Genomic DNA, 20097 nt, shown 5'->3' on the forward strand with positions numbered 1-20097 from the left:
TCCGCCGGGAACAGTGATCGCCGCCAATTTCCGCCGACGGGGGGTTACGTGCCCGAGGTGCCCGCGTGCATGATTAGTCATGACAGTAAACAAATAGGGTTCGGCCACCTCGACCGGTCATGGAACCCGACAGCACTGAAGGCGGCCAGACGATGACGGAACGCTTCACGCCCACCCCCGAGGACAAGTTCACCTTCGGACTGTGGACGGTGGGCTGGCAGGGGCGCGACCCCTTCGGCGATGCGACCCGGACCGCGATCGACCCTGTCGACTCCGTGCGGCGGCTCGCGGAGCTCGGTGCGTACGGTGTGACATTCCACGACGACGACCTGATCCCGTTCGGCTCGACGGACACCGAGCGCGAAGGCATCGTGAAGCGGTTCCGGCAGGCGTTGGACGCGGCCGGACTCGTCGTCCCCATGGCGACGACGAACCTCTTCACCCACCCGGTGTTCAAGGACGGCGCGTTCACCGCCAACGACCGGGACGTACGCCGCTACGCCCTGCGCAAGACCCTGCGCAACATCGACCTCGCCGTCGAGCTCGGCGCCACCACCTATGTGGCCTGGGGCGGCCGCGAGGGCTCCGAGTCCGGCGCCGCCAAGGACATCCGGGTCGCCCTCGACCGCATGAAGGAAGCCTTCGATCTGCTCGGCGACTACGTCACGGAGCAGGGGTACGACCTGAAGTTCGCCATCGAGCCCAAGCCGAACGAGCCGCGCGGCGACATCCTGCTGCCGACCATCGGTCACGCCCTCGCCTTCATCGAGCGCCTCGAACGCCCGGAACTGGTCGGCGTCAACCCCGAGACCGGGCACGAGCAGATGGCCGGGCTCAACTTCCCGCACGGCATCGCGCAGGCGCTCTGGGCGGGCAAGCTCTTCCACATCGACCTGAACGGCCAGTCCGGCATCAAGTACGACCAGGACCTGCGCTTCGGCGCGGGTGACCTGCGCCAGGCGTTCTGGCTCGTCGACCTGCTGGAGACGGCCGGTTACGCGGGGCCGCGGCACTTCGACTTCAAGCCGCCGCGGACCGAGGACTACGACGGTGTGTGGGCCTCGGCCGCGGGCTGCATGCGCAACTACCTGATCCTCAAGGAGCGCGCCGCCGCCTTCCGCGCCGACCCCGCCGTGCAGGAGGCACTGCGCACGTCCCGGCTCGACGAGCTGGCCCGCCCGACCGCCGCGGACGGCGTGGCCGGACTGCTGGCCGACCGGTCGGCGTTCGAGGAGTTCGACGTTGACGCGGCAGCGGAACGAGGGATGGCGTTCGAGGTCCTGGACCAGCTGGCGATGGACCACCTGCTCGGGGTCCGCTGACCCCGGCCCGCAGCGACGCACGGCCAGGGGCGCGGGCCGGACACCGGACCGGACCGGGTGTCCGGCCCGCACCCGTTCGCGTGGTTCGGCAGGCGGGCCCGGCTGCCCGTGTGTGCGTGGTTTGGCAGGCGGGCTCGGCTGCCCGTGTGTGCGTGGTTCAGCAGACGACCCGGCTGCCCGTGTGTGCGTGGTTCAGCAGACGACCCGGCCGCCCGCGTTCGCGTGGTTCAGGAGGCCGCCCGGCCGCCCGCGTACGTTACCGGGTCGGCCAGTACCGCCGTCATCACCAGCGCCGCGGCGCCCCGCGCGGCGTCACCCGCGACGGACGAGGCGCGCAGCCGGCCGCTCCCCGGGGACCAGAGCCCGGACACCACGCGGCCGGTCAGCTCCTCGTCGGCCGGCGGTGACAGCCACGGCATCAGGTTCCGGTAGATCCCGCCGAGCACCACCGCGTCCGGGTCGAGCAGGTTCACCGCCCCCGACAGCACCCGCCCCAGCATCCGGCCGGCCTCCGCGACAGCGGCCACCGCCCGATCGTCCCCGGCCCCAACGCGCCGCTCCAGCTCGGCCACCCCGGCACCGCTGCCGGGCTCCTCGATCCCGGCGGCCCGCAGCAGCGCCCCCTGTCCCGCGTACTGCTCCAGGCAGCCACGCGATCCGCACCGGCACGCCGGCCCCTCCGCGTCGGCCACCACATGCCCGATCTCCCCGGCGAACCCGTGCGCCCCGCGCAGCAGTTCACCGTCGATGACCAGGGCGCCGCCGACCCCGATCTCACCCGTCAGATAGAGGAAACTGCGGATCGGGCCGAGCCCGCCGAACCAGAGTTCGGCCAGCGCCGCCAGATTGGCCTCGTTCTCCGAACTCACCGGCAGCGCCGCGCGACCGGGGCGTTCGGCGGCGAGCGACGCGGCGAAGAGCTCCCCGGCCGGAACCTGGTTCCAGCCCAGGTTGGGTGCCTGGCGCACGGCGCCGCCGGAGACCAGACCGGGAAGCGCGAGCGTCACCCCGACCGGGAAGAGTTCCTGCTCGCGGGCCGACTCCAGGGTGCGCGCCGCGATCCCGGCCGCCCGCGCCAGCACCTCCGCGGGCGGTGCGCCGCGGTTGTCCAGGTGCTCGGTGAGCCGCACCCGGCCGGTGCCCGCCAGATCGACGACGCACACCGACACGTAGTCGATGTTGACCTCGACGCCGAGCCCGGCGGGCCCCGTGCGCGTTACCTTGAGCGCGGTCCCGGGGCGGCCCGCCTGCCCGCTGAACGTCTTGCCGGACTCGGTGAGGAACCCGATGTCGAGGAGCTGCTCGACGAGCGAGGACACCGCGGCCCGGGTCAGACCCACCCGCGCGGCAACCCCGGCCCTGGTCGCTTCGCCCTCGGCCTCGTCGCGGACGGCCCGCAGCACGAGGCTGAGGTTGCTCCGGCGCACGGTGTCCTTGTCGGCCTTGGGCCCCAGCGGTGCGAGGTTGCTCTTCATATTGGATCCGAGCCTATGCGATCCCCTGTGCGACTCCCGGTGCGATCCCTTCCGCGATGTCCCCGGCCCGCTCAGAGCGCGCAGCGGAATCCGCCATGGCCCGTCGTGCTGTCGGGGGTGTTGGAGGTGCGGGCGGCGACCCGGTAGCGGGTGCAGTAGGAGCTGTGGCAGAGGTAGGAGCCGCCGCGCAGTACCCGGTTCTCGCCGACCGGCGGCCCGACGGGATCGACGCGGGTCTGCGGGCGGTCGGCGACGTGCCAGTCGGCGCTGAACCGGTCGGCGCACCACTCCCACACATTGCCCGAGGTGTTGTACAGGCCGAAGCCGCCCGGCGGGTAGGAGTTGACAGGGGCGGTGGAGAGGAAGCCGTCCTCGCCCGTGTTGCGCACGGGGAAGTCGCCCTGCCAGATGTTGCAGCGGTGCCTGCCCCTGGGCGTGAGCTCGTCGCCCCACGGAAAGCGGGCCCGGACCAGTCCGCCACGGGCCGCCTTCTCCCACTCGGCCTCGGTGGGCAGCCGCTTGCCGGCCCATCGGGCGTAGGCCGTCGCGTCGTGCCACGACATGTGGACCACGGGGTGATTGCGGCGGTCACCGATCGAGGTCCCCGGCCCCTCGGGCGCCCGCCAGTACGCACCGCTCACCGCCCGCCACCAGGGGGCACCGGGGACGATGCCGGGCAGCACCGCGTGTCGTGCCTGCGGGGGCACGAAGGAGCCGAACACATAGGACCAGCCGATGAGTTCGGCCTCGGTGCGGTAGCCGGTGGCCTTCACGAACACGGCGAACTGGGCATTGGTCACACACGTCGCGTCGATGTGGAACGGGCCGACGATGACCTCCCGTACGGGCCCCTCACCGTCTGCCGCGAACCCGTCCTCGTCCGCGCCGCCCATCAGGAACGGGCCACCCGGGATGGCCACCATGCCTCGAAGGACGTCGGCCGACCGGCGCACAGGAACGGCGAAATCCGCCGGCGGAGGACAGGGCGAGACTTCCGCCGGGGGAGGACAGGGCGAGACCCCCGCCGGGGGAGGGCAGAGAGAGGCCTCCGCCGGGGGAGGGCGGAGCGAGCCGTCCGACGGCGGGGCGGCGAGCGAGGAGTCCGCCGGGGCGGCGGCCGCAACCGTCGCGTCCGCTCGGGACGGTCCGCAGCATGCGCTCATCGTGTCACTCCGGTGACGAGAGGCGAGCCGTCTTCGGTGGCGTCGCCGGGTACAGGTCTGTCGTCGAGCAGCCCGGCCAGTTCCTGGCCGGTGGTACGCAGGAGCAGGGCCACCCCGCCGAGCGCGACCATCTCCTCGGCGTCCTCGACCACCACGCCCCGGTCGGCACAGGCCGCGAGCAGAGCGGGAACGCTGATGAGGCCCTCCAGACAGCCGCGGCCACCGCAGTGGCAGGGCTTGCCTTCCGGATCGCAACTGGTGTGGCCGATCTCGCCGGCCGCGCCGTGGGCGCCGCGCACCAGCAGGCCGTTGACGACGAGCCCCCCGCCGACCCCCTGGGACCACCCCAGATAGACGGTGTTGTCGAGGCCGCGGGCCGCACCCCAGGTGACCTCCGCGAGCGCGGCGAGCCTGGAGTTGTTGTCGGTGAGCACGGGGGCGTCGAAGTGCCGGCCGAGTTCGGCGGCGACATGGCTGGCGAAAGGTGTCATGTTGCGCGGGTCGCCGGAGGCCGGATTCTGGACGAATCCGGGGAGCCCGAGGCCGATGCCCTCGACCGGAGCGAGGCTGATGTTCTCGCGCCGTACCAGCTCGTCCACGGCGGCGATGGCCTGCGCGGCCCGTTCGGCGGCGCCGCTGTCCGCCGGGACGGGGACGCTGTACCGGCCGACGATGTCATGGGCGCAGTTGGCGACGACCACATGGATCCGGTGGCGCTGGAGGTCGATGCCGATCAGTTCGGCGCCGCGCGCGTTGAGCGCGATCTCCAGGGCGGGCCTGCCCCGGCCGCGCGGATGCTCGGGGTCGGGGGCGGGCTGTTCGACGACGGCCTTGCGTTCCAGCAGATCGGAGACGATCGCGAACAGGGTGGTGCGGGAGAGCCCGACCCTTGCCTTGAGCTCGCCGCGGCTCAGCGCGCCCGACCTGCGCAGTTCACCGAGCACGGCGGCTTCATTGGCCCTGCGCAGACCTGCTGACCAGCGAGAACGCCGGGACCGCCGAGAACGCCGGGGCCGCCGAGAGGTCCAGGACCGCCGGGACCGCCGAGACGTCCGAGACGTCCGTCGGGAAGACCCGCGACGAGATCGTCGCCGAATTCCACGGCCACCACTTCCCCTACTCCCAGCGCATGCTCCGCGACCGGCGCCACAAGCTGGTGCACAACCCGGAGAGCGTGCACGAGCTGTACGACCTGGAGACCGACCCGCACGAACTGCACAACGTGTACGAGGCACCCGCCTACGCCGGCGTCCGGCGCGACCTCACCGTGCGGCTCTACCGCGAGCTGCTGCGCCGCGGCGACCCGGCCTACACCTGGATGAGCTACATGGCGGACATCGGCGGCGATCGTGCGGCGGACGTCGACGGAGTCGCGGAGGAAGTCGCATGAGACAGAAACTGATGTCCGGCCCCGCCCCGGCGGACGAACCGGCGGACGAACCGGCGGACCAACCGCCCACGGCCGCACCGGTGAAGACCCCGAAATCGGCGAAGTACCCGAAGAAGAAGGCCCGTACCACGGGCCGGCTGGGTTCCGTGCTGCTCGGCCTCGCCTCCGCCGCGCTCGGCCTGGCCGCCTGGTTCGTCCTCGCCAACAGTGGCACCGACGGCTTTCCGGGGCCCGTCGAAGTGGCCCGCCGGGCCCTCACCCTCATCGGCGACGGCACACTCTTCGCCGACGCGGGCGCCAGCCTGAAGCGCGTGCTCATCGGCTATGTCCTCGGTGTCGCCCTCGCGATCCCGGTCGGCTTCCTGATGGGCTGGTACCCGGTCGTCCGCCGGCTGATCGAACCCTGGCTGCAGTTCTTCCGCATGGTGCCGCCGCTCGCGATCATCCCGCTCGCCATCGTCCTCATGGGCATCGACGAGACCCCGAAGATCTTCGTCATCTTCCTGGCCTCGTTCCTGTCGTCCGTCGTCTCCACCTTCCAGGGCGTCGTCGCGGTCGACGTCACCCTCGTCAACGCGGCCAGGGTGCTCGGCGCGCGCGACCCACAGGTCTTCCTCGGCGTCGTCGTCCCCGCGTCCACGCCGTTCATCCTGGTCGGCATGCGGATCGGCCTCGGCGCCTCCTGGGCGACCGTTGTCGCGGCCGAACTCATCGCGGCCCAGGACGGACTGGGCCGCCGCATGCAGCAGGCACAGCTCTTCTACGACCTGCCGACCATCTTCGTCCAGCTCATCGCGATCGGCGCGATCGGCCTCGCCATGGACCGGCTGCTGCTCCGGGCCGAGCGCCGGCTCACCCACTGGCAGGAACGGCGGTAACCATGCCCACCATCAACTTCCATGACGTATCAAGGGGCTTCGCCGTCAAGGACGGCGAGTTCCTGGCCCTGGACCGGGTGGGACTCGACATCGAGGACGGCGAGTTCGTCACCGTCGTCGGCCCGTCCGGCTGCGGCAAGAGCACCCTGATGAACATCGCGGCCGGTCTCCTGGACGCGACCGACGGCGACGTCACCGTCGACGGTGTCCCCGTCCGCGGACCGGCCCCCGAACGCGGCGTCATCTTCCAGCAGTACGCGCTCTTCCCCTGGATGACCGTCGCCGCCAACGTCGAGTACGGACTGAAGGTCGCCGGAGTCGGCAAGGCCGAACGCCGCCGCCGCGCCCGCGAGGTCATCGAACTCGTCGGCCTCACCGACTTCGCCGACGCCCTGCCCAAGACACTCTCCGGCGGCATGAAGCAGCGCTGCGCCATCGCCCGCGCCTACGCCGTCGACCCGAAGGTCCTCCTCATGGACGAACCCTTCGGCGCCCTCGACTCACTGACCCGGGTCCGGATGCAGGAATCCCTGCTCGACACCTGGAGCCGCGACCGGCGCACCGTCATGTTCATCACCCACGATGTCGACGAGGCGGTCTTCCTCGCCAACCGGGTCGTCGTGATGGCCGCCCGTCCGGGCCGCATCCACACGATCATCCCCGTCACGCTGCCCTACCCGCGCACCGAGGAACACCGCCTCTCGCCCGAGTTCGCCGAGCTGCGCGCCCGGGTCTGGCATGCCGTCCACCATCAGCCCGCTCCCCTCGAAGGAACAGCGTCGTGAAGAAAACCCGGGTCATCGGCCGTCGCACGGCGGGCCTCCTCCTCGCCCTCGCCCTCGTCCCCGCAGCCACCGGATGCGGCGGCGACTCGTCCGCCGGCTCCTCGGGCGGTGACAGCCACAAGGTCCGCTTCGGCTACATCGCCGACTACAGCGGCTCGGCGGCGCTCGCCGTCGCCCAGAAGCAGGGCCTGTGGAAGAAGGCGGGCATCACCCCCGAGCTGAAGGTCTTCACCAACGGCCCGCTCTAGGTCCAGGCACTCGGCTCCGGCAACCTGGACTTCGGCTACCTCGGCCCGGGCGCGCTCTGGCTCCCCGCCTCCGGCCGCGCCTCGATCGTCTCCGTCAACATGCTGGGCCTCGCCGACCGGGTCATCGCCCGGCCGGGCTCCGGCATCGACAAGCCCGCCGACCTCAAGGGCAAGAAGATCGCCGTCGCCGAAGGCACCTCCGGCGACATGATCCTCAACCTGGCGCTGCGCGAGGCCGGCCTGAAGCAGAGCGACGTCACCAAGGTCGCCATGGACGCCTCGACCGTCGTCACGGCCTTCTCGTCCGGCCAGGTGGACGCGGCCGCCACCTGGTACCCACTGATCGACACGATGAAGAAGAAGGTCCCCGATCTCAAGGAGATCAGCCGGACCCAGGACTACTACCCCAAGCTGACCTTCCCGAACGTCTTCGTCACCCAGCCGAAGCTGGCCTCCGGAAACCCGGAACTCGTCAAGAAGGTGACCGAGGTCCTCAAGGAGGCCGGTGACTGGATCGCCGCACACCCTCAGGAGTCGGAGACCGTCGCCGCCGACTTCCTCAAGCTGCCCGCCGGTCAGCTCAAGGGATCCACGAAGTACGTGAGGATCCTCCCGTCCGCCGAGCTGACGAAGCTCAGCAAGGACGGCACGGTCGACGGCTGGTTCGACGAACTCGCCGATGTCTTCGTCCAGATGAAGAAGCTCCCCGAAGCAGGCAAGGCCAAGGACTACTACCTCGCAGACCTGTACGCCACAGCCGGAAAGGCGGACCACACATGAACGACCCGAGCGCCACGGACGACGGATACGCATCCCGCGACCTGAGCACCATGAGCGCGCTGAGACGACGGGGATTCCTCGCCGGAGCCGCGGGCCTCGCCGGTGCAGCCGTACTGCCCTGGACCACCGCCGCCGAAGCCGCGGCGGCCGTACCCGCCACCGCCACCGCCCTCCGTGTCGTCACGGGCGGACGCGCCCGGGCCACGGTCCTGTGGTGGGGAGAGGGCAGCGCGCGGTTCGCCGCCACCGAACTGCGGGACTACGTCCAGCGGATCACCGGTGTCCGGCTGCCGCTGCGCGCCGCGCACGCCCCCGGCACCACCGTCCCCGAAGGCATCACCGGCCTGGTGAGCCTCGCCCCGGGCACCGGCGGTCAGACCACGATCCCCGCGAGCCGGCTCGCCGACGCGGGCCGGGAACTCTCCGGCTCCCCCGAGGACTCCTTCACCCTGCTCGGCGACAACACCCACCTGCTCCTGACCGGGCTCGGCGACCGGGCCCCGCTCTACGCCGTCTACGCGCTCCTGGAACGGCTCGGCGTACGGTTCTTCGCCCCGTCCTTCCCCGCGTACGAGGGCCACGCCGAGCAGATCCCCGACACCCCGGCCCTCACCCTCCCGCCCGTGCGCCGCACCGAACGGCCCGACTGGCAACTGCGCCGGCAGTACGCCGAGGAGGGCTTCAGCCACACGGAAGCCAGCCTGCCGCCGCTGCTCGACTGGATGGCGAAGAACCGGCTCAACACCTTCGTCTACCCGACCGACTACCTGGGCCTCGGCGTCACCACGTACGACGGAGTGCGGACCGTCCTCGCCCGCGAGGCCACCAAGCGCGGCATCCGCATCGAGACCGGCGGCCACGGCTACGACAGCTTCCTGCCGAAGGCCGACTACCCGCAGTACTACGAGTCAGGCGGGCCGCTCTTCGACATCTACAACCCCGAGGCGCTCGACGCCTACATCGACCGCGTCGTCACCTTCCTGCGGGACCGTCCCGAGATCACCGTCTTCGACTGCTGGCCCCCGGACGTCGGCGCGTTCCAGAAGCCGATCCTCGACCGGTACGGCAAACCCGCCAACGCGGAATCGGTGGTCGTCAACAAGCTCGTCCAGGTGCTGCGGGAGGAGCTGCCCGGCGTCCGGGTCGAACGGATCGCGTACGCGTCCACCGTCCGGCCGCCCGACCCGGAGTACGCGTGCGACCCCGAGGTCATCGTCGACTTCGCCCCGTACTCCCGTAACTACGACGGGAATCTCGGCGACCCCGCCGTGAAGGCCAACACCGGGCTCGCCGACGCGTTGCGCGCCTGGCGGGCCGGATTCCGCGGGTCGCTCGTGATGTACGAGTACTACCGGCGCTACCGCTGGCGCAGCCTGCCGGTGCGTCCGTTCGCCACCATCGCGGGCGACGTCGAACCGGCGCTACCGCTGGCGCAGCCTGCCGGTGCGTCCGTTCGCCACCATCGCGGGCGACGTCGCCTTCGAGGCCCGGCTCGGTCTGGGCGGCATGGGCATGTACAGCGAACCGGGCGACTGGATCACGTACGAACCCGTCCAGAGTCTCGTTGCCGCGCTGGCCTGGGACAACAGCCTGGACGCCGAAGCGTATCTCGACGGCTACCTGATGGCTCGCTTCGGCGAGGAGACCTTCACCGCCGTACGCCGCTACTACGACCTCACCGGCCTCGACCCGGACACCCACGCGGCCGCCCGGCTCAGCGACAACTACACGCAGGCGCGCGACGCGCTCCAGGAAGCCACCGGCCGGGCGAAGGGAGCCGCGGCCCGCACGGCGCTCGACCGGCTGACCCGCAACATCGACATCGCGCTGGCCGACATGCGCATCGGTCTGGCACCGGCGAACAGTGCCGAAGTCGACGCGGCCCGCCGGGAGTACCGGGCGCTCGTGCACCGCAACCGGTTCAACGGCGTCTGCCTGCCCAACATGCAGGCCTTGTGGCGCTGGAACGGTCCGGCCGGGCAGCCGCCGTACGACGACGCCAGGATCCGCCAGAACGTCGTCGACAGCTATGCGAGTCCCGCCGCCGGATTCGGCGACCCGGGATTCCTCGCGCTGGTACGGGACGGTGATGCCGCGGCGCTCGATGTCGAGGCACAGGACGTCGACTTCACCGGTCACACCGTCCACTGGGCGGCGACCGCGCCCGAGGGTGTGGTGCTGGAACCGGCGAGCGGCACGCTGAAGGTGCACGGAACCCGGGGCGCGGCCGCCAGGGTGACGGTGCGCGCCACCGCCCGGGCGGCGACCGGTGCGCAGCGGATCACGCTGGACTTCCGGCTGCCGGACGGGACCGCGCTGGTCCCCGCGCGGGTGGAGGTCGCCGTGTCATGACCGGGGCCGGCCCGTTCGCGGCGGAGGAATCCGCCGCGAACGGGCCGGGCATGCACCCGCGCAGCGCTGCACGGGTGCCCTACGCGTCCGCACCGGGCACCCGCGCAGCGCTGCACGGGTGCCCTACGCGTCCGCACCGGCCTGCGTGGGGTGCCGGAACGTCCGGCGCTCAGGCCGTCGAACCGCGCTCCTTGAGCATGTCCGCCATGAGCGCGATCTCCGACTGCTGGCCCCGGACCATGCCCGCCGCCAGGTTCCTGATCTCCTCGGTGCCGGCCGCGTCAGCCGCTGCCTGCGCCATCTCCGCACCCGCGCGGTGGTGCGGCGTCATCAGCTTCAGGTACCTCACCTCGGCGTCCCTGCCCTTCGCCGCCCGCAGCGCGTCCAGCTCGGTGTCGGTCGCCATGCCCGGCATCAGTGAACCGTCGCCGCGCGGCGTGAAGGTGTGCCCCATCCACGCCATGGGCGGAGCCTCGGACGACTTCGCCAGGCCCCACATCTCCAGCCAGCCGAGCATCATGCCGCGCTGATTGGCCTGGGTGTTGATGATGTCGTACGCGAGCCGGCGCACCGCCACGTCGGACGTACGGTCCCGCACGATGAACGACATCTCGACCGCCTGCTGATGGTGGATCGACATGTCGCGGGCGAACCCGGCATCGACCGACGTGTCCGAGGGCGCGCCCGCCGACGCGGCGGCAGCGGCGGAGCCCGCCGAGGACGACGGCCGCAGGACCATCAGCGCGACCAGGCCCAGCGCCAGCAGCAGCACCACCCCGCCCGCCACCACCATCGGGCGCGAGGAGCGGACCGCGGACGTCACTGGGCGACCCCGCCCGTGCAGGCCGCGCCCGGCTCCGGGGTCTGCGGCCCCTGCACGTACTTGGTGAAGAACTGCGCCACGCGCGCGTCGGTGGCACTCGTCACCGTCACCTGCTTGCCCCACGCGCTGAGCATCAGCGGGGCGGCCTGGTCCTCGACCGGGCTCATCAGCGAGTAGGGCGTCGTCCCGACCCGCTCGCCGAGCTTCTCGATGTCGGCAGGCTTCGCCTTGCTCGTGTACGTGACCCAGACCGCGCCGTGCTCCAGGGAGTGGACGGCGTTCTGCTTCGGTATCGCCTTGGTGTAGACGTCGGCGTCGCAGTTCATCCACACCGGGTGGTGATCGCCGCCGACCGGCGGGTTCATCGGGTAGTCGACCGGCTTCTCGACATGGTCCTGGGTGAGCTTGTCCCAGGTCCGCTCGCCCCGTACGGGCGCGGACTTGGCCTCGGCCTCGGCCTGATCCTTGTCGTCTGCGGCCGACATCAGATAGCCGCCGCCCGCGACGAGCGCGGCGACCACGGCGACGGAGGCGGTGAGAGTGATGATCCGGTTGCGCCGCTCGCGGGCCCGCTCCTTGCGGCGGGCCTCCTCCAGCTTGGCGCGGCGTGCGGCGGCAGCGGTGTTCTGCTTCTCGTCGGAAGTCACGGAATGTCCTTCGGTTCAACACGACTGATGGAGCTGAGGGCATGGGGGAGAACGTCCTCGGTGTTCCGAGGAACGGGCCCTGCCTCTAGATCCGTTGAACCTGCAGACGGAGATGGTCGACTTCCCGCACGGCGTCATTGGACGGGCCGCGGATCGCGGCGGCGCCGGTGAGCGGGGCGACCGGGGCCGTGACGGTCGCACCGGGAAGGGCCGCGGGTGCGTTCTGGCCGGGCAGCACGACAGGCGTCGCGTGGTCGGACGTCACATGGCAGGAACTGCCCCCGCCCCGGCCCTCCGGGGCGTCGGCCACCACGGTGCGTACGACCACGGGGTGCGCGGGTGTCACGGCCCGGTCGACGGCCGCGGTGTGGGTACTTTGGTGGTGCGCGGCCGAACCCGGCAGCGCGATCGAGCAGCACGAGACCACGGCGAGCAGGACGAACAGCAGGCCGAGAACGGCCGAGGCGTGGTCGCCCTGCCGTCGTCGGTGCGTCCGTTCGCTCAGCGTGTTCATCGCCGCCATCGTACGCGGTGTGTGAAGTTTCAATGAGGGGTGGACGGGGTGGATGCCGTGCAAGTGCCCCCTCGCGCGATCGGTCCGTGCGAGGGGGCACCTGGGTGTGCGGCGGCAGCTGGTGTGGCCAGGAGGCGGATCCGGCCTGATCCAAACGGAAGACCCCAGGTCCACCGGGCCGGTCAGCCGCGGTCGAGCGCGCGGTCGGTGAGGGAGCCCGCGCAGCCGGTGTACCGGGCGGGGTCGGTCAGTTCGCCCAGGTCGAGACCGGCGAGTTCGGGTTCCTCGTCCAGTACGTCGGTGAGGACGTCGGCCAGGTCCGTGGTCTCCGCGCGGGCCCGGGCGGCGGCGTTCACCAGGACCTCCTTGGCACGCTTGCGGCCGATCCGCTCGGCGAACACGGCGGCCAGCCGCTCCGCGACGATCAGCCCGTCGGTGAGCTGGAGATTCTCTCGCATGGCGTACGGGACGACCCGCAGCCCGTCGGTGAGTTCGGCTGCCTCGTACGCGGCCCCGCCGACGAGCCGCAGCAGCTCGCGCAGCGGCTCCCATTCCGCGTGCCACGCCCCGGCCGGCCGCTCGTCCTCGGCGACGAGCGAGCCGTACAGCGTCGCCGCCAGGCCCGGAGCGCGCCGGGCGGCCGCCACGACGAGGGTGGCGCGCACCGGGTTGGCCTTCTGCGGCATGGTGGACGAACCACCGCCCTGCCCCTCGGTCACCTCACCGATCTCGGTACGGGACAGGACGAGCACGTCGGCGGCCAACTTGCCGAGCGCACCTGCCGTGAAGGCGAGCGCACCCGCCAGGTCCGCGATCGGGGTCCGCAGGGTGTGCCACGGCAACAGCGGTTCGGCCAGACCGAGTTCGTTCGCGAATGCCTGGAGCAGGGGCAGCCCCGGGCCGCCGTCCTCGGCGGCGACGGTGCCGGACGCATCGGTGCCGGAAACACCGGCATCGGCTGCGCCGATGGGCGTGAAGGCGTCGAAGACGGCCAACGTGCCCGCCGCACCGCCGAGTTGTGCGGGCAGCGACTCCCGTACGGCCGACAGGCGGTCCCGTGCGTCGAGGATCAGCGCACGCCACCCCGCCGCCTTCAGCCCGAAGGTGGTCGGCACGGCGTGCTGGGTGAGCGTACGGCCGGCCATCGGGGTGTTGCGGTGGGCGACGGCCAGCCGCGCCACCGCGTCCGCGGCCCGCACCAGATCGTCGAGCACCGGGGCCAGGGTCCGCGCGGCGACCAGCATGGCGGCCGTGTCGAGGATGTCCTGACTGGTGGCGCCGCGGTGCACGTACGGCCGGACACCGGGCTCCACCGCGGCGGCCAGGTCGACGACCAGCGGGATGACCGGATTGCCGTCCGTCCGGGCGCGCAGCGCCAGACTCCGTACCTCGAACCGGCTCGCGTCGGCCGCCGCCGCGGTCACCGCCCGCCCGGCCTCGGCGGGCGCGAGCCCGCAGTCGGCCTGGGCGCGGGTGAGCGCGGCCTCGGCGTCGAGCATCGCCTGCAGAAAGGCGCCGTCACCGGTGGCCGCCTCGGCGGGGGAGCCGGCCCGCCCGGGGGCGAGCAGTCCGGCATCGCTCTCGTACATCAGCTGAACTCCAGGAAGACCGTTAGCCGTTCCCGCCGGCAGGCGGATGTCGAACCGATGGATACGCGGGTCCGTGCGTGTCGGGACCAGCGCTGGGCACCAGGGCCTGTCCGGCGGATCGGGGTCGGACAGGCCCTCTTGCCGGGAGGGGCACTAGCCTTCGTCGCCCGCCCGGTGGATGCCGAACGCCGCGCCCTGCGGGTCCCGTACCACCGCGATCCGTGGACCGCCCGGAACGTCCGTCGGCGGCATCAGCAGCTCGCCGCCCGCTCCCTGCGCGGTGGCCGCCGCCAGGTCGACGTCCGGCACGGCGAAGTACGGCAGCCAGTTCGGCGGCGCCTGTGGCGGGAACCTGTCGTCCATGACCAGCAGGCCGCCGAAGTCCTCGCCGGCCACGCCCCACTGCGGATAGTTCCCGGAAGCGGCGTTCACCGTCCACCCGAAGACCGCGGGATAGAAAGCGAGCGCCGGGTCGGCCTGTCGGGTGACGAGTTCGACCCAGCCGAGCGCGCCCGGGGCGTTCAGCAGCTCCGCACCGGCGAAGGCACGCCCCTGCCACAACGAGAACACCGCGCCCGACGGGTCCGCGACCACCGCGAACCTGCCCTGGTCGAACACGTCCATCGGGCCGACCAGCAGCGAGCCGCCCGCCGACCTCACCTTCTCGACCGTCGCGTCGGTGTCCTCGGTCGCGAACGAAACCGTCCAGGCGGGCGGCTGTCCCGGCTGGTAGATCGGACTGAGCGCGGCCACGCGCGCGTCTGCGAGGTGCGCCATGGTGTAGCCGCCCGCCTCCTCGCGCGGGTCGGTCTCGGAGCGCCACCCGAAGAGCGCCGCGTAGAACGACTTGGCGGCAGGGATGTCGGGGGTACTCAGCTCGACCCAGCAGGGACCGCCGGGCACCGGTGCGGTGAGCTTCATTCGGTTTCCTCCATGGACGGGCGGATGTGCGGGCGGGCGGACGCGTGGACTTAGACCGACCGGCAAATGGGGGGCGGCGTCGCGGGGCTGGGCACGCACATCTGCGGCGTTGTCGTCAATCACCATGGCTCCGCCATGCCTCAATCCTCCGCCTTGCAGCTGCACGCACCCAGCCCCGCTCCTTCTTCCACCCCCCATTTGCCGGTCGGTCTTAGTGAAGTGTGGACGTACCGATGCCGGGATGTATCGACACATCGACGGATGGATACGTGGACGTACCGATGGGTGACTCTCTGTCCTTGTGCCTGAACGCTATTGCTTCACGGAGAGGTCAGCCATCGGTGCCGTGCGGCAGAGCGCCGGGACGAGCGTGATGTTTTACGGGTGTAATACCTGCTAAAGTGTTTGGGTGAGTGATACAACCATCCGGCCCCGTCGGCCCTCCGTCCGCAGACTCCCGCTGGTGGCTCCCCTGCGCCTCGCCCGGCCCTCGGACATGTGGTTCAAACCGGCGCTGAGTGTGGTCGTCGCCACCGCCGTACCGGATCTGGTGCTGTTCGCCATGGACCGGCTCGACCTCGTGATGTACACGATGGCCGGTTCCCTCTGTGCGCTGTACGGCCACAACCTGCCGTATGCCCGCCGGGCCCGCGCCGTCGCCGGAGTCGTCGTCTCCATGGTCATCGGCCTGGCGATATCCCTGGTCGCGGCCTCGCTCACCGGATCGACCGTCGTGCTGATCGCGGTGGGCGCGGTTCTCGCGGCCGCGCAGAAGATGCTCTGCGACGCCACCCGCATCGGCCCGCCCGGACCGTTGATCTTCACGTTCATCACCTCGGCCGCGCTCTTCGCCCCGCAGCACCTCGGGCAGGTCCCGGGCCACCTCGCGCTGACCCTGGTCGCGGGCGCGGTCTCCTGGCTGGTCGCGGTCGGTCCCGCGGCGATCCGCAGGGAAGGTCCGGAGCGCCGGGCGACCGCCCGCGCACTCGACGCGGCCGCGGCATACGTCACGGCACCCGGTCACCGCACCCGGCACGCCGCGGTCGCCGCCGTGCACGCGGCCTGGCAGACCCTGCTCGCGGCCGGACGCCCCACCCCCGTACGCCGGGCGCTCGAACGCCTCGTCGTCCACGCCGAAGCCGTCCTCGCCGGCGGCGCCCTCGGCGACTCCCCGGCCGCTCCCCTCTCCGCAGCCGCCCACGCCTCGGCCGCCGATCCGGACCGGCTGCGAGCCTGGGCCCGGCAGACCCGTGCCCGCGGGCCCGTCCCCACCGCGCCGCCCGCTCCGGGCGCGGCGGAGGAACTCTTCGGCATCGACGCCGAACGGGCCGCCCGGCGCACCGCAAGCCGCCGCGACGCCCGCCGCGCACTGCTGCGCAGCCTCGCTCCGGGCTCCCCGCTGCTGCCCATCGGCGCCCGCGTGCTCATCGGCTGCGCCCTCGCCGGATACGCCTCCCAGGCGGCCGGCGTGGGCCGCCCCTACTGGGCGATCGTCACCGCCGCCTCCCTCTACCAGGCCAATGTGACCCTGACCTGGAACCGGGCACTCCAACGGACCCTCGGTAATCTGCTCGGCGTACTCGTCTTCGCCGCCGTCCTCCCGGTCAGCCGCACCGGCCCCCTGGCCCTCATCGGCTTCTGTCTGCTCTTCGGCTTCGCGGCCGAGGCGCTGATCACCCGCAACTACTGGCTCGGCTCCATCGCCGTCACCCCGATGGCCCTGCTGGTCCTGGAGTTCGGCGGCACCCACCCGGCCGGTGAACTCATCGGTGACCGGGTCCTGGACACCGTGATCGGCGCCGCGGTGGGCCTGCTCGCCGCCATGCTGGTGACGAACCGCCGGGCCACCGGGCGCCTGGAGAAGGCCCTCGCCGCCACCGATCGGGCGCGCGCCCACGCCGTGCACGCCCTGGCCGCCCCGCAGCCCACGCCCGCCGCCCTCGACGCCGCCCGTCGCAGGCTGACCGGTTCGCTCGTCGAACTGCGCGAAGCCGATGACACCGCGGCGGGCGAATGGTGGCAGCGCGCCCTGCCCCAGGAGCAGGTACTCGCGGCCGAGCAGGCCGGACACCGTACGCTCGCGGCGACAGCGAAGCGGCAGGGGCTGATCGCCCCCGTCCAGGAGAACGGAGCGGTGTGACCGACGACATCGTCGCCTCGGTGGTACGGCAGTGGCAAGCCGTCAACCCGGAGCTCGACACCGGACCGATGGAACTCATCGGCCGCATCAACCGCTGCGCGGCCCTGCTCCAGCAGGCGGAGGACGCACCGCTGCGCGCCGCCGACCTGACCCGCGCCGAGTTCGACCTGCTCGGTGCGGTACGCCGTACCGACCGCGAACTCACCCCCGGCGAGCTGGCCAGGGAGACGTTCTCCTCCGGCGCCGCCGTCACCAAGCGTCTGCGGGCCCTTCAGGAACGGGGTCTCGTCGAGCGCCGCGGCGACGCCCGCGACCGGCGCGTCGCCCATGTCCGCCTCACCGAGGAGGGACGCGAGATGGTCGATCGGCTGCTGCCGCGCCAGCTGGCGTACGAACGCACGGTGCTGTCCGGTCTCGACGAGCAGGCCCGCAGCCGGCTCAGCGCCCAGCTCAGCGAGTTGCTGGTGCAGCTGGAGGGGCGCATCGGCGGCGCCGGACGCTGAACCGGAGGCCGACGTGAACGCGGGCCGGTGTCGAACGGGGTCCTGTCGAACGGGGTCCTGTGTCGAACGGGGCCCCGTGCCGAACGGGGGCCGGTGCCGAACGGGGGCCGGTGCCGAACCGGGAGCTGGGCGGCCCGGCGAAAATGCCGCGCGGACATCGGGACGTCGCTGCTAACGTCCCCCGCATGAAGCGCGCTGCCATGACGACGACGCCGGAGATTGTCCCGGCGCGCTGACAGCTGTTCAGTCCGAAGCCCCGGGGCGAGTGCCCCGGGCTTCGCCTTGCGGTCACCCGCCCCACGACCGCGAGGAGACCGCCATGCACGACCACCGCAAGCTCGGCCGCGAGCTGGACCTGTTCGACACCGATCCGCTGATCGGCGCCGGGCTGCCGTACTGGCTGCCCGACGGCGCTGTGGTACGCCACACCCTGGAGGAGTACATCCGTACCGCCGAACGGCGGGCGGGCTACCGGCACGTGTACTCACCGGTGCTCGGCAAGCGGGAGCTGTACGAGATCTCCGGGCACTGGTCGCACTACAGCGACGACATGTTCCCGCCGATGGACGTGGGCGGGGAACAGGTCGTGCTCCGGCCCAGTCTGTGTCCGCACCACGCGCTCATGTACCGCTCCCGCTCCCACAGCTACCGTGAACTTCCGCTGAGGATGGCCGAGTTGGGAGGCATGTACCGCTCCGAACTCTCCGGGGTGCTCGGCGGACTGACCCGGGTGAGGGCCATCCAGCTGAACGACGCGCACATCTTCTGCACCCTGGACCAGGCCGCCGAGGAGGCGCGGGCCGCGCTGGAACTGATCCGCCGGGCGTACGGGGCGCTGGGCATCGGTTCGGCCCGCTACCGGCTCTCCCTCCCGGGCCCCGGCGGAAAGTACGTCGCCGCCCCCGAACTGTGGCAGCGTTCCACCGCACTGCTGACCGACGTCCTCGACCGCTCCGGACTGCCCTACGAGGCGGCGGAGGGGGAAGCCGCGTTCTACGGCCCCAAGATCGATGTCCAGCTCGTCGACAGCGCCGGCCGGGAGTTCACCCTCTCCACCATCCAGGTCGACTTCCACCAGCCGGCCCGGTTCGACCTGCACTACATCGGTGCGGACGGCGCGAAACACCGGCCGGTGATGATTCACCGCAGCATCATCGGCAGCGTCGAGCGCGCCGTGGCCCACCTCATCGAGGAGTACGGCGGGGCCTTCCCCGCCTGGCTCGCCCCCACCCAGCTGGTGATCCTCCCGGTCTCCGAAGCCGAACTGCCGGACGCCGAGGCGTTCGCCCGGCGCTGCACCGGTCTGGGGCTGCGGGCCGAGACCGCCGGACCGGAACGCGGCACCCTGGGCGCCCGCATCCGGGAAGCCCGGCTGGTGCCCTACCAAGCCGTCATCGGTGCCAGGGAAGCCACCCACGACCGGGTCGCCCTGCGCCTGCGTGACGGACGCCGGCACGATCCGCGGCCCGCCGACGAGGTCCTCGCCCGCATCGCCGCCCTCGTCGACGCCCACAGCACCGACCTCTGGAACTAGCCGGGGCCTCTCGTTCGGATCAGGCCGACATCAGGCCCCGCCGAACAGTGCGGCGGACCGGCGCAGTTCGTCGACCAGACGGGCGAGCGCCGCGTCGTCGCCGCGGTCGGCGGGTGCCGAGGCCATCAGGGCGAGCCAGTTCCGGCGGCTCGACGCGGCCAGCGCAACGGCCACGGCATGCAGGCCCGGGACCGACTCCCCGCGGCTGAGGGCGTATCCGCGGGAGCGGATCGCGTCGAGCTCCGCGAACAGCGCCGACCGTGAGGTGAGGGTGTTCGGCGTGAACCGGGGAAGTTGCTCCTGCGGATAGAGGGCGTGGAGCTCATCCGCCGCCATCCGGGAGAGCAGCATTTTGCCGCCGGCGGTGGCGTGTGCGGGGTGCGTACGGCCCCTCTCCGGCATCACCCGGACCGGGTGCGGCGACTCGCGGCCGTCGGTGACGAGGATCCGGTCGCCGATGAGCGCCGCGCTCTGGACGGTCTCGCCGGTGCGCCGTACCGCGTCGTCCAGTACGGCTCCGAGCTGTTCGCGGACGGCCGCGCCGAAGCCCGCCGGACGGCCGAGCCGCGCCGGCTCCGGACCTGCCGAGTAGCCCCGCCCGGAGGGTTCCCGGACCGCGAAGCCGCGCCCTTCGAGGGTGCTGAGTACCCGATGGGCGGTGGACCGGCCGATGGAGAGCAGTCCGGCCGCCTCGGAGACGGTCAGGGTGTCATGCGTCAGGAACAGTTGCAGCAGCCGGAGTCCGGTGTCCAGCGACTCGATGGTGTAGCCGCGCGCCGGCCCCGTACTGCTCGCATCCTCCGTACCGCCCACACCGGCCGTACCTTCCATGCCACCCGTACCTTCCATGCCACCCGCACTAGGCGGACCTTCCGCATCGCTCGCAGCGCCCGAACCTTCCGCATCTCTCGCAGCGCCCGTCGCTGTGGCGACCTCGCCGTACATCCGTCCTTCGGTCATCAATGCGCTCCTTTCGATCCGCTTCGATCACGCGTGCGTGCGTCCCTCACCGTGGGGCAATTGCCAACGATGG

The 20097-nt window shown here is 71.8% G+C and carries 17 protein-coding genes and 3 pseudogenes; 10 read left to right on the plus strand and 10 right to left on the minus strand.

Going from position 1 to position 20097, the window contains the following annotated elements:
• The first annotated feature begins 152 nt into the window (after positions 1 to 152).
• Positions 153 to 1322: a xylose isomerase gene (xylA, locus tag OH735_RS32790; protein WP_406385278.1), complete on the plus strand. Its 1170-nt coding sequence runs from the start codon at positions 153 to 155 to the stop codon at positions 1320 to 1322.
• A 227-nt stretch (positions 1323 to 1549) separates the two neighbouring features.
• Here xylA and OH735_RS32795 read toward each other — a convergent pair whose 3' ends face one another.
• The 3 genes from OH735_RS32795 to OH735_RS32805 all read right to left on the minus strand — a co-directional run bounded on the left by OH735_RS32795 (position 1550) and on the right by OH735_RS32805 (position 4904).
• A complete protein-coding gene (locus tag OH735_RS32795; RefSeq protein ID WP_406385279.1) occupies positions 1550 to 2797 on the minus strand; it encodes an ROK family protein in 1248 nt (415 codons plus the stop codon).
• Between the two features lie 71 nt (positions 2798 to 2868).
• Entirely contained in the window at positions 2869 to 3960 is a 1092-nt protein-coding gene (locus OH735_RS32800; RefSeq protein ID WP_406385280.1) for an SUMF1/EgtB/PvdO family nonheme iron enzyme, read from the minus strand.
• Entirely contained in the window at positions 3957 to 4904 is a 948-nt protein-coding gene (locus OH735_RS32805) for an ROK family protein (protein ID WP_406385281.1), read from the minus strand. The genes OH735_RS32800 and OH735_RS32805 overlap by 4 nt, the downstream gene beginning before the upstream one ends.
• 131 nt (positions 4905 to 5035) lie before the next feature.
• On the opposite strand from OH735_RS32805, the pseudogene OH735_RS32810 reads away from it, so the two are divergent.
• The 4 genes and pseudogenes from OH735_RS32810 to OH735_RS32825 form a co-directional block, all read left to right on the plus strand.
• Positions 5036 to 5350, plus strand: a pseudogene (locus OH735_RS32810) (sulfatase/phosphatase domain-containing protein); the annotation flags it as partial.
• A complete protein-coding gene (locus OH735_RS32815) occupies positions 5347 to 6228 on the plus strand; it encodes an ABC transporter permease (protein WP_406385282.1) in 882 nt (293 codons plus the stop codon). The pseudogene OH735_RS32810 and the gene OH735_RS32815, both read left to right, overlap by 4 nt.
• A 2-nt stretch (positions 6229 to 6230) precedes the next feature.
• Positions 6231 to 7013, plus strand: coding sequence for an ABC transporter ATP-binding protein (locus OH735_RS32820; RefSeq protein ID WP_406385283.1), 783 nt, complete (start codon positions 6231 to 6233; stop codon positions 7011 to 7013).
• A pseudogene (locus tag OH735_RS32825) lies at positions 7010 to 8041 on the plus strand (aliphatic sulfonate ABC transporter substrate-binding protein). Before OH735_RS32820 ends, OH735_RS32825 begins: the two are co-directional and overlap by 4 nt.
• Here the strand turns inward: OH735_RS32825 and OH735_RS32830 are convergent.
• Positions 7993 to 8730 carry a hypothetical protein gene (locus OH735_RS32830; RefSeq protein ID WP_406386978.1) on the minus strand — a complete coding sequence of 246 codons (738 nt, stop codon included), beginning with the start codon at positions 8728 to 8730 and terminating at the stop codon, positions 7993 to 7995. The pseudogene OH735_RS32825 and the gene OH735_RS32830 overlap by 49 nt on opposite strands.
• On the opposite strand from OH735_RS32830, the pseudogene OH735_RS32835 reads away from it, so the two are divergent.
• Positions 8665 to 9336: pseudogene (locus tag OH735_RS32835) on the plus strand (DUF4838 domain-containing protein); the annotation flags it as partial. The gene OH735_RS32830 and the pseudogene OH735_RS32835 sit on opposite strands and share 66 nt — an antisense overlap.
• Positions 9337 to 9484: 148 nt before the next feature.
• A complete protein-coding gene (locus OH735_RS32840; protein ID WP_406386979.1) occupies positions 9485 to 10393 on the plus strand; it encodes a hypothetical protein in 909 nt (302 codons plus the stop codon).
• A 169-nt stretch (positions 10394 to 10562) separates the two neighbouring features.
• On the opposite strand, the gene OH735_RS32845 is transcribed toward OH735_RS32840, so the two are convergent.
• From OH735_RS32845 to OH735_RS32865, 5 genes are all read right to left on the minus strand, one after another.
• Positions 10563 to 11216, minus strand: a complete 654-nt coding sequence (locus OH735_RS32845) for a DUF305 domain-containing protein (protein WP_406385284.1) — start codon at positions 11214 to 11216, stop codon at positions 10563 to 10565.
• On the minus strand, positions 11213 to 11863 hold the full coding sequence (locus tag OH735_RS32850; protein WP_406385285.1) for a DUF3105 domain-containing protein: 651 nt from the start codon (positions 11861 to 11863) through the stop codon (positions 11213 to 11215). The genes OH735_RS32845 and OH735_RS32850 overlap by 4 nt, the downstream gene beginning before the upstream one ends.
• An 85-nt stretch (positions 11864 to 11948) precedes the next feature.
• On the minus strand, positions 11949 to 12377 hold the full coding sequence (locus tag OH735_RS32855; protein WP_406385286.1) for a hypothetical protein: 429 nt from the start codon (positions 12375 to 12377) through the stop codon (positions 11949 to 11951).
• Between the two features lie 182 nt (positions 12378 to 12559).
• On the minus strand, positions 12560 to 13966 hold the full coding sequence (pcaB, locus tag OH735_RS32860) for a 3-carboxy-cis,cis-muconate cycloisomerase (RefSeq protein ID WP_406385287.1): 1407 nt from the start codon (positions 13964 to 13966) through the stop codon (positions 12560 to 12562).
• Positions 13967 to 14119: 153 nt separating this feature from the next.
• Positions 14120 to 14887, minus strand: a complete 768-nt coding sequence (locus OH735_RS32865) for a VOC family protein (protein ID WP_406385288.1) — start codon at positions 14885 to 14887, stop codon at positions 14120 to 14122.
• 409 nt (positions 14888 to 15296) lie between these two features.
• Between OH735_RS32865 and OH735_RS32870 the strand changes: the two genes are divergently transcribed.
• The 3 genes from OH735_RS32870 (at position 15297) to thrS (ending at position 19064) form a co-directional block, all read left to right on the plus strand.
• Complete coding sequence (locus OH735_RS32870; RefSeq protein WP_406385289.1) at positions 15297 to 17027, plus strand: FUSC family protein; 1731 nt, start codon at positions 15297 to 15299, stop codon at positions 17025 to 17027.
• Positions 17024 to 17530: a MarR family winged helix-turn-helix transcriptional regulator gene (locus tag OH735_RS32875; RefSeq protein WP_406385290.1), complete on the plus strand. Its 507-nt coding sequence runs from the start codon at positions 17024 to 17026 to the stop codon at positions 17528 to 17530. Before OH735_RS32870 ends, OH735_RS32875 begins: the two co-directional genes overlap by 4 nt.
• A 265-nt stretch (positions 17531 to 17795) precedes the next feature.
• The gene (gene thrS, locus OH735_RS32880) at positions 17796 to 19064 is read left to right on the plus strand and encodes a threonine--tRNA ligase (RefSeq protein WP_406385291.1); all 1269 of its coding nucleotides are present in this window, start codon (positions 17796 to 17798) and stop codon (positions 19062 to 19064) included.
• Positions 19065 to 19094: 30 nt separating this feature from the next.
• Here the strand turns inward: thrS and OH735_RS32885 are convergent, their stop codons facing one another.
• Positions 19095 to 19895 carry an IclR family transcriptional regulator gene (locus OH735_RS32885; RefSeq protein WP_406385292.1) on the minus strand — a complete coding sequence of 267 codons (801 nt, stop codon included), beginning with the start codon at positions 19893 to 19895 and terminating at the stop codon, positions 19095 to 19097.
• Positions 19896 to 20097 lie beyond the last annotated feature (202 nt).

It is taken from the genome of Streptomyces sp. NBC_01618 (assembly GCF_045209435.1).
In the GTDB taxonomy this organism is placed as follows: Bacteria; Actinomycetota; Actinomycetes; order Streptomycetales; family Streptomycetaceae; genus Streptomyces.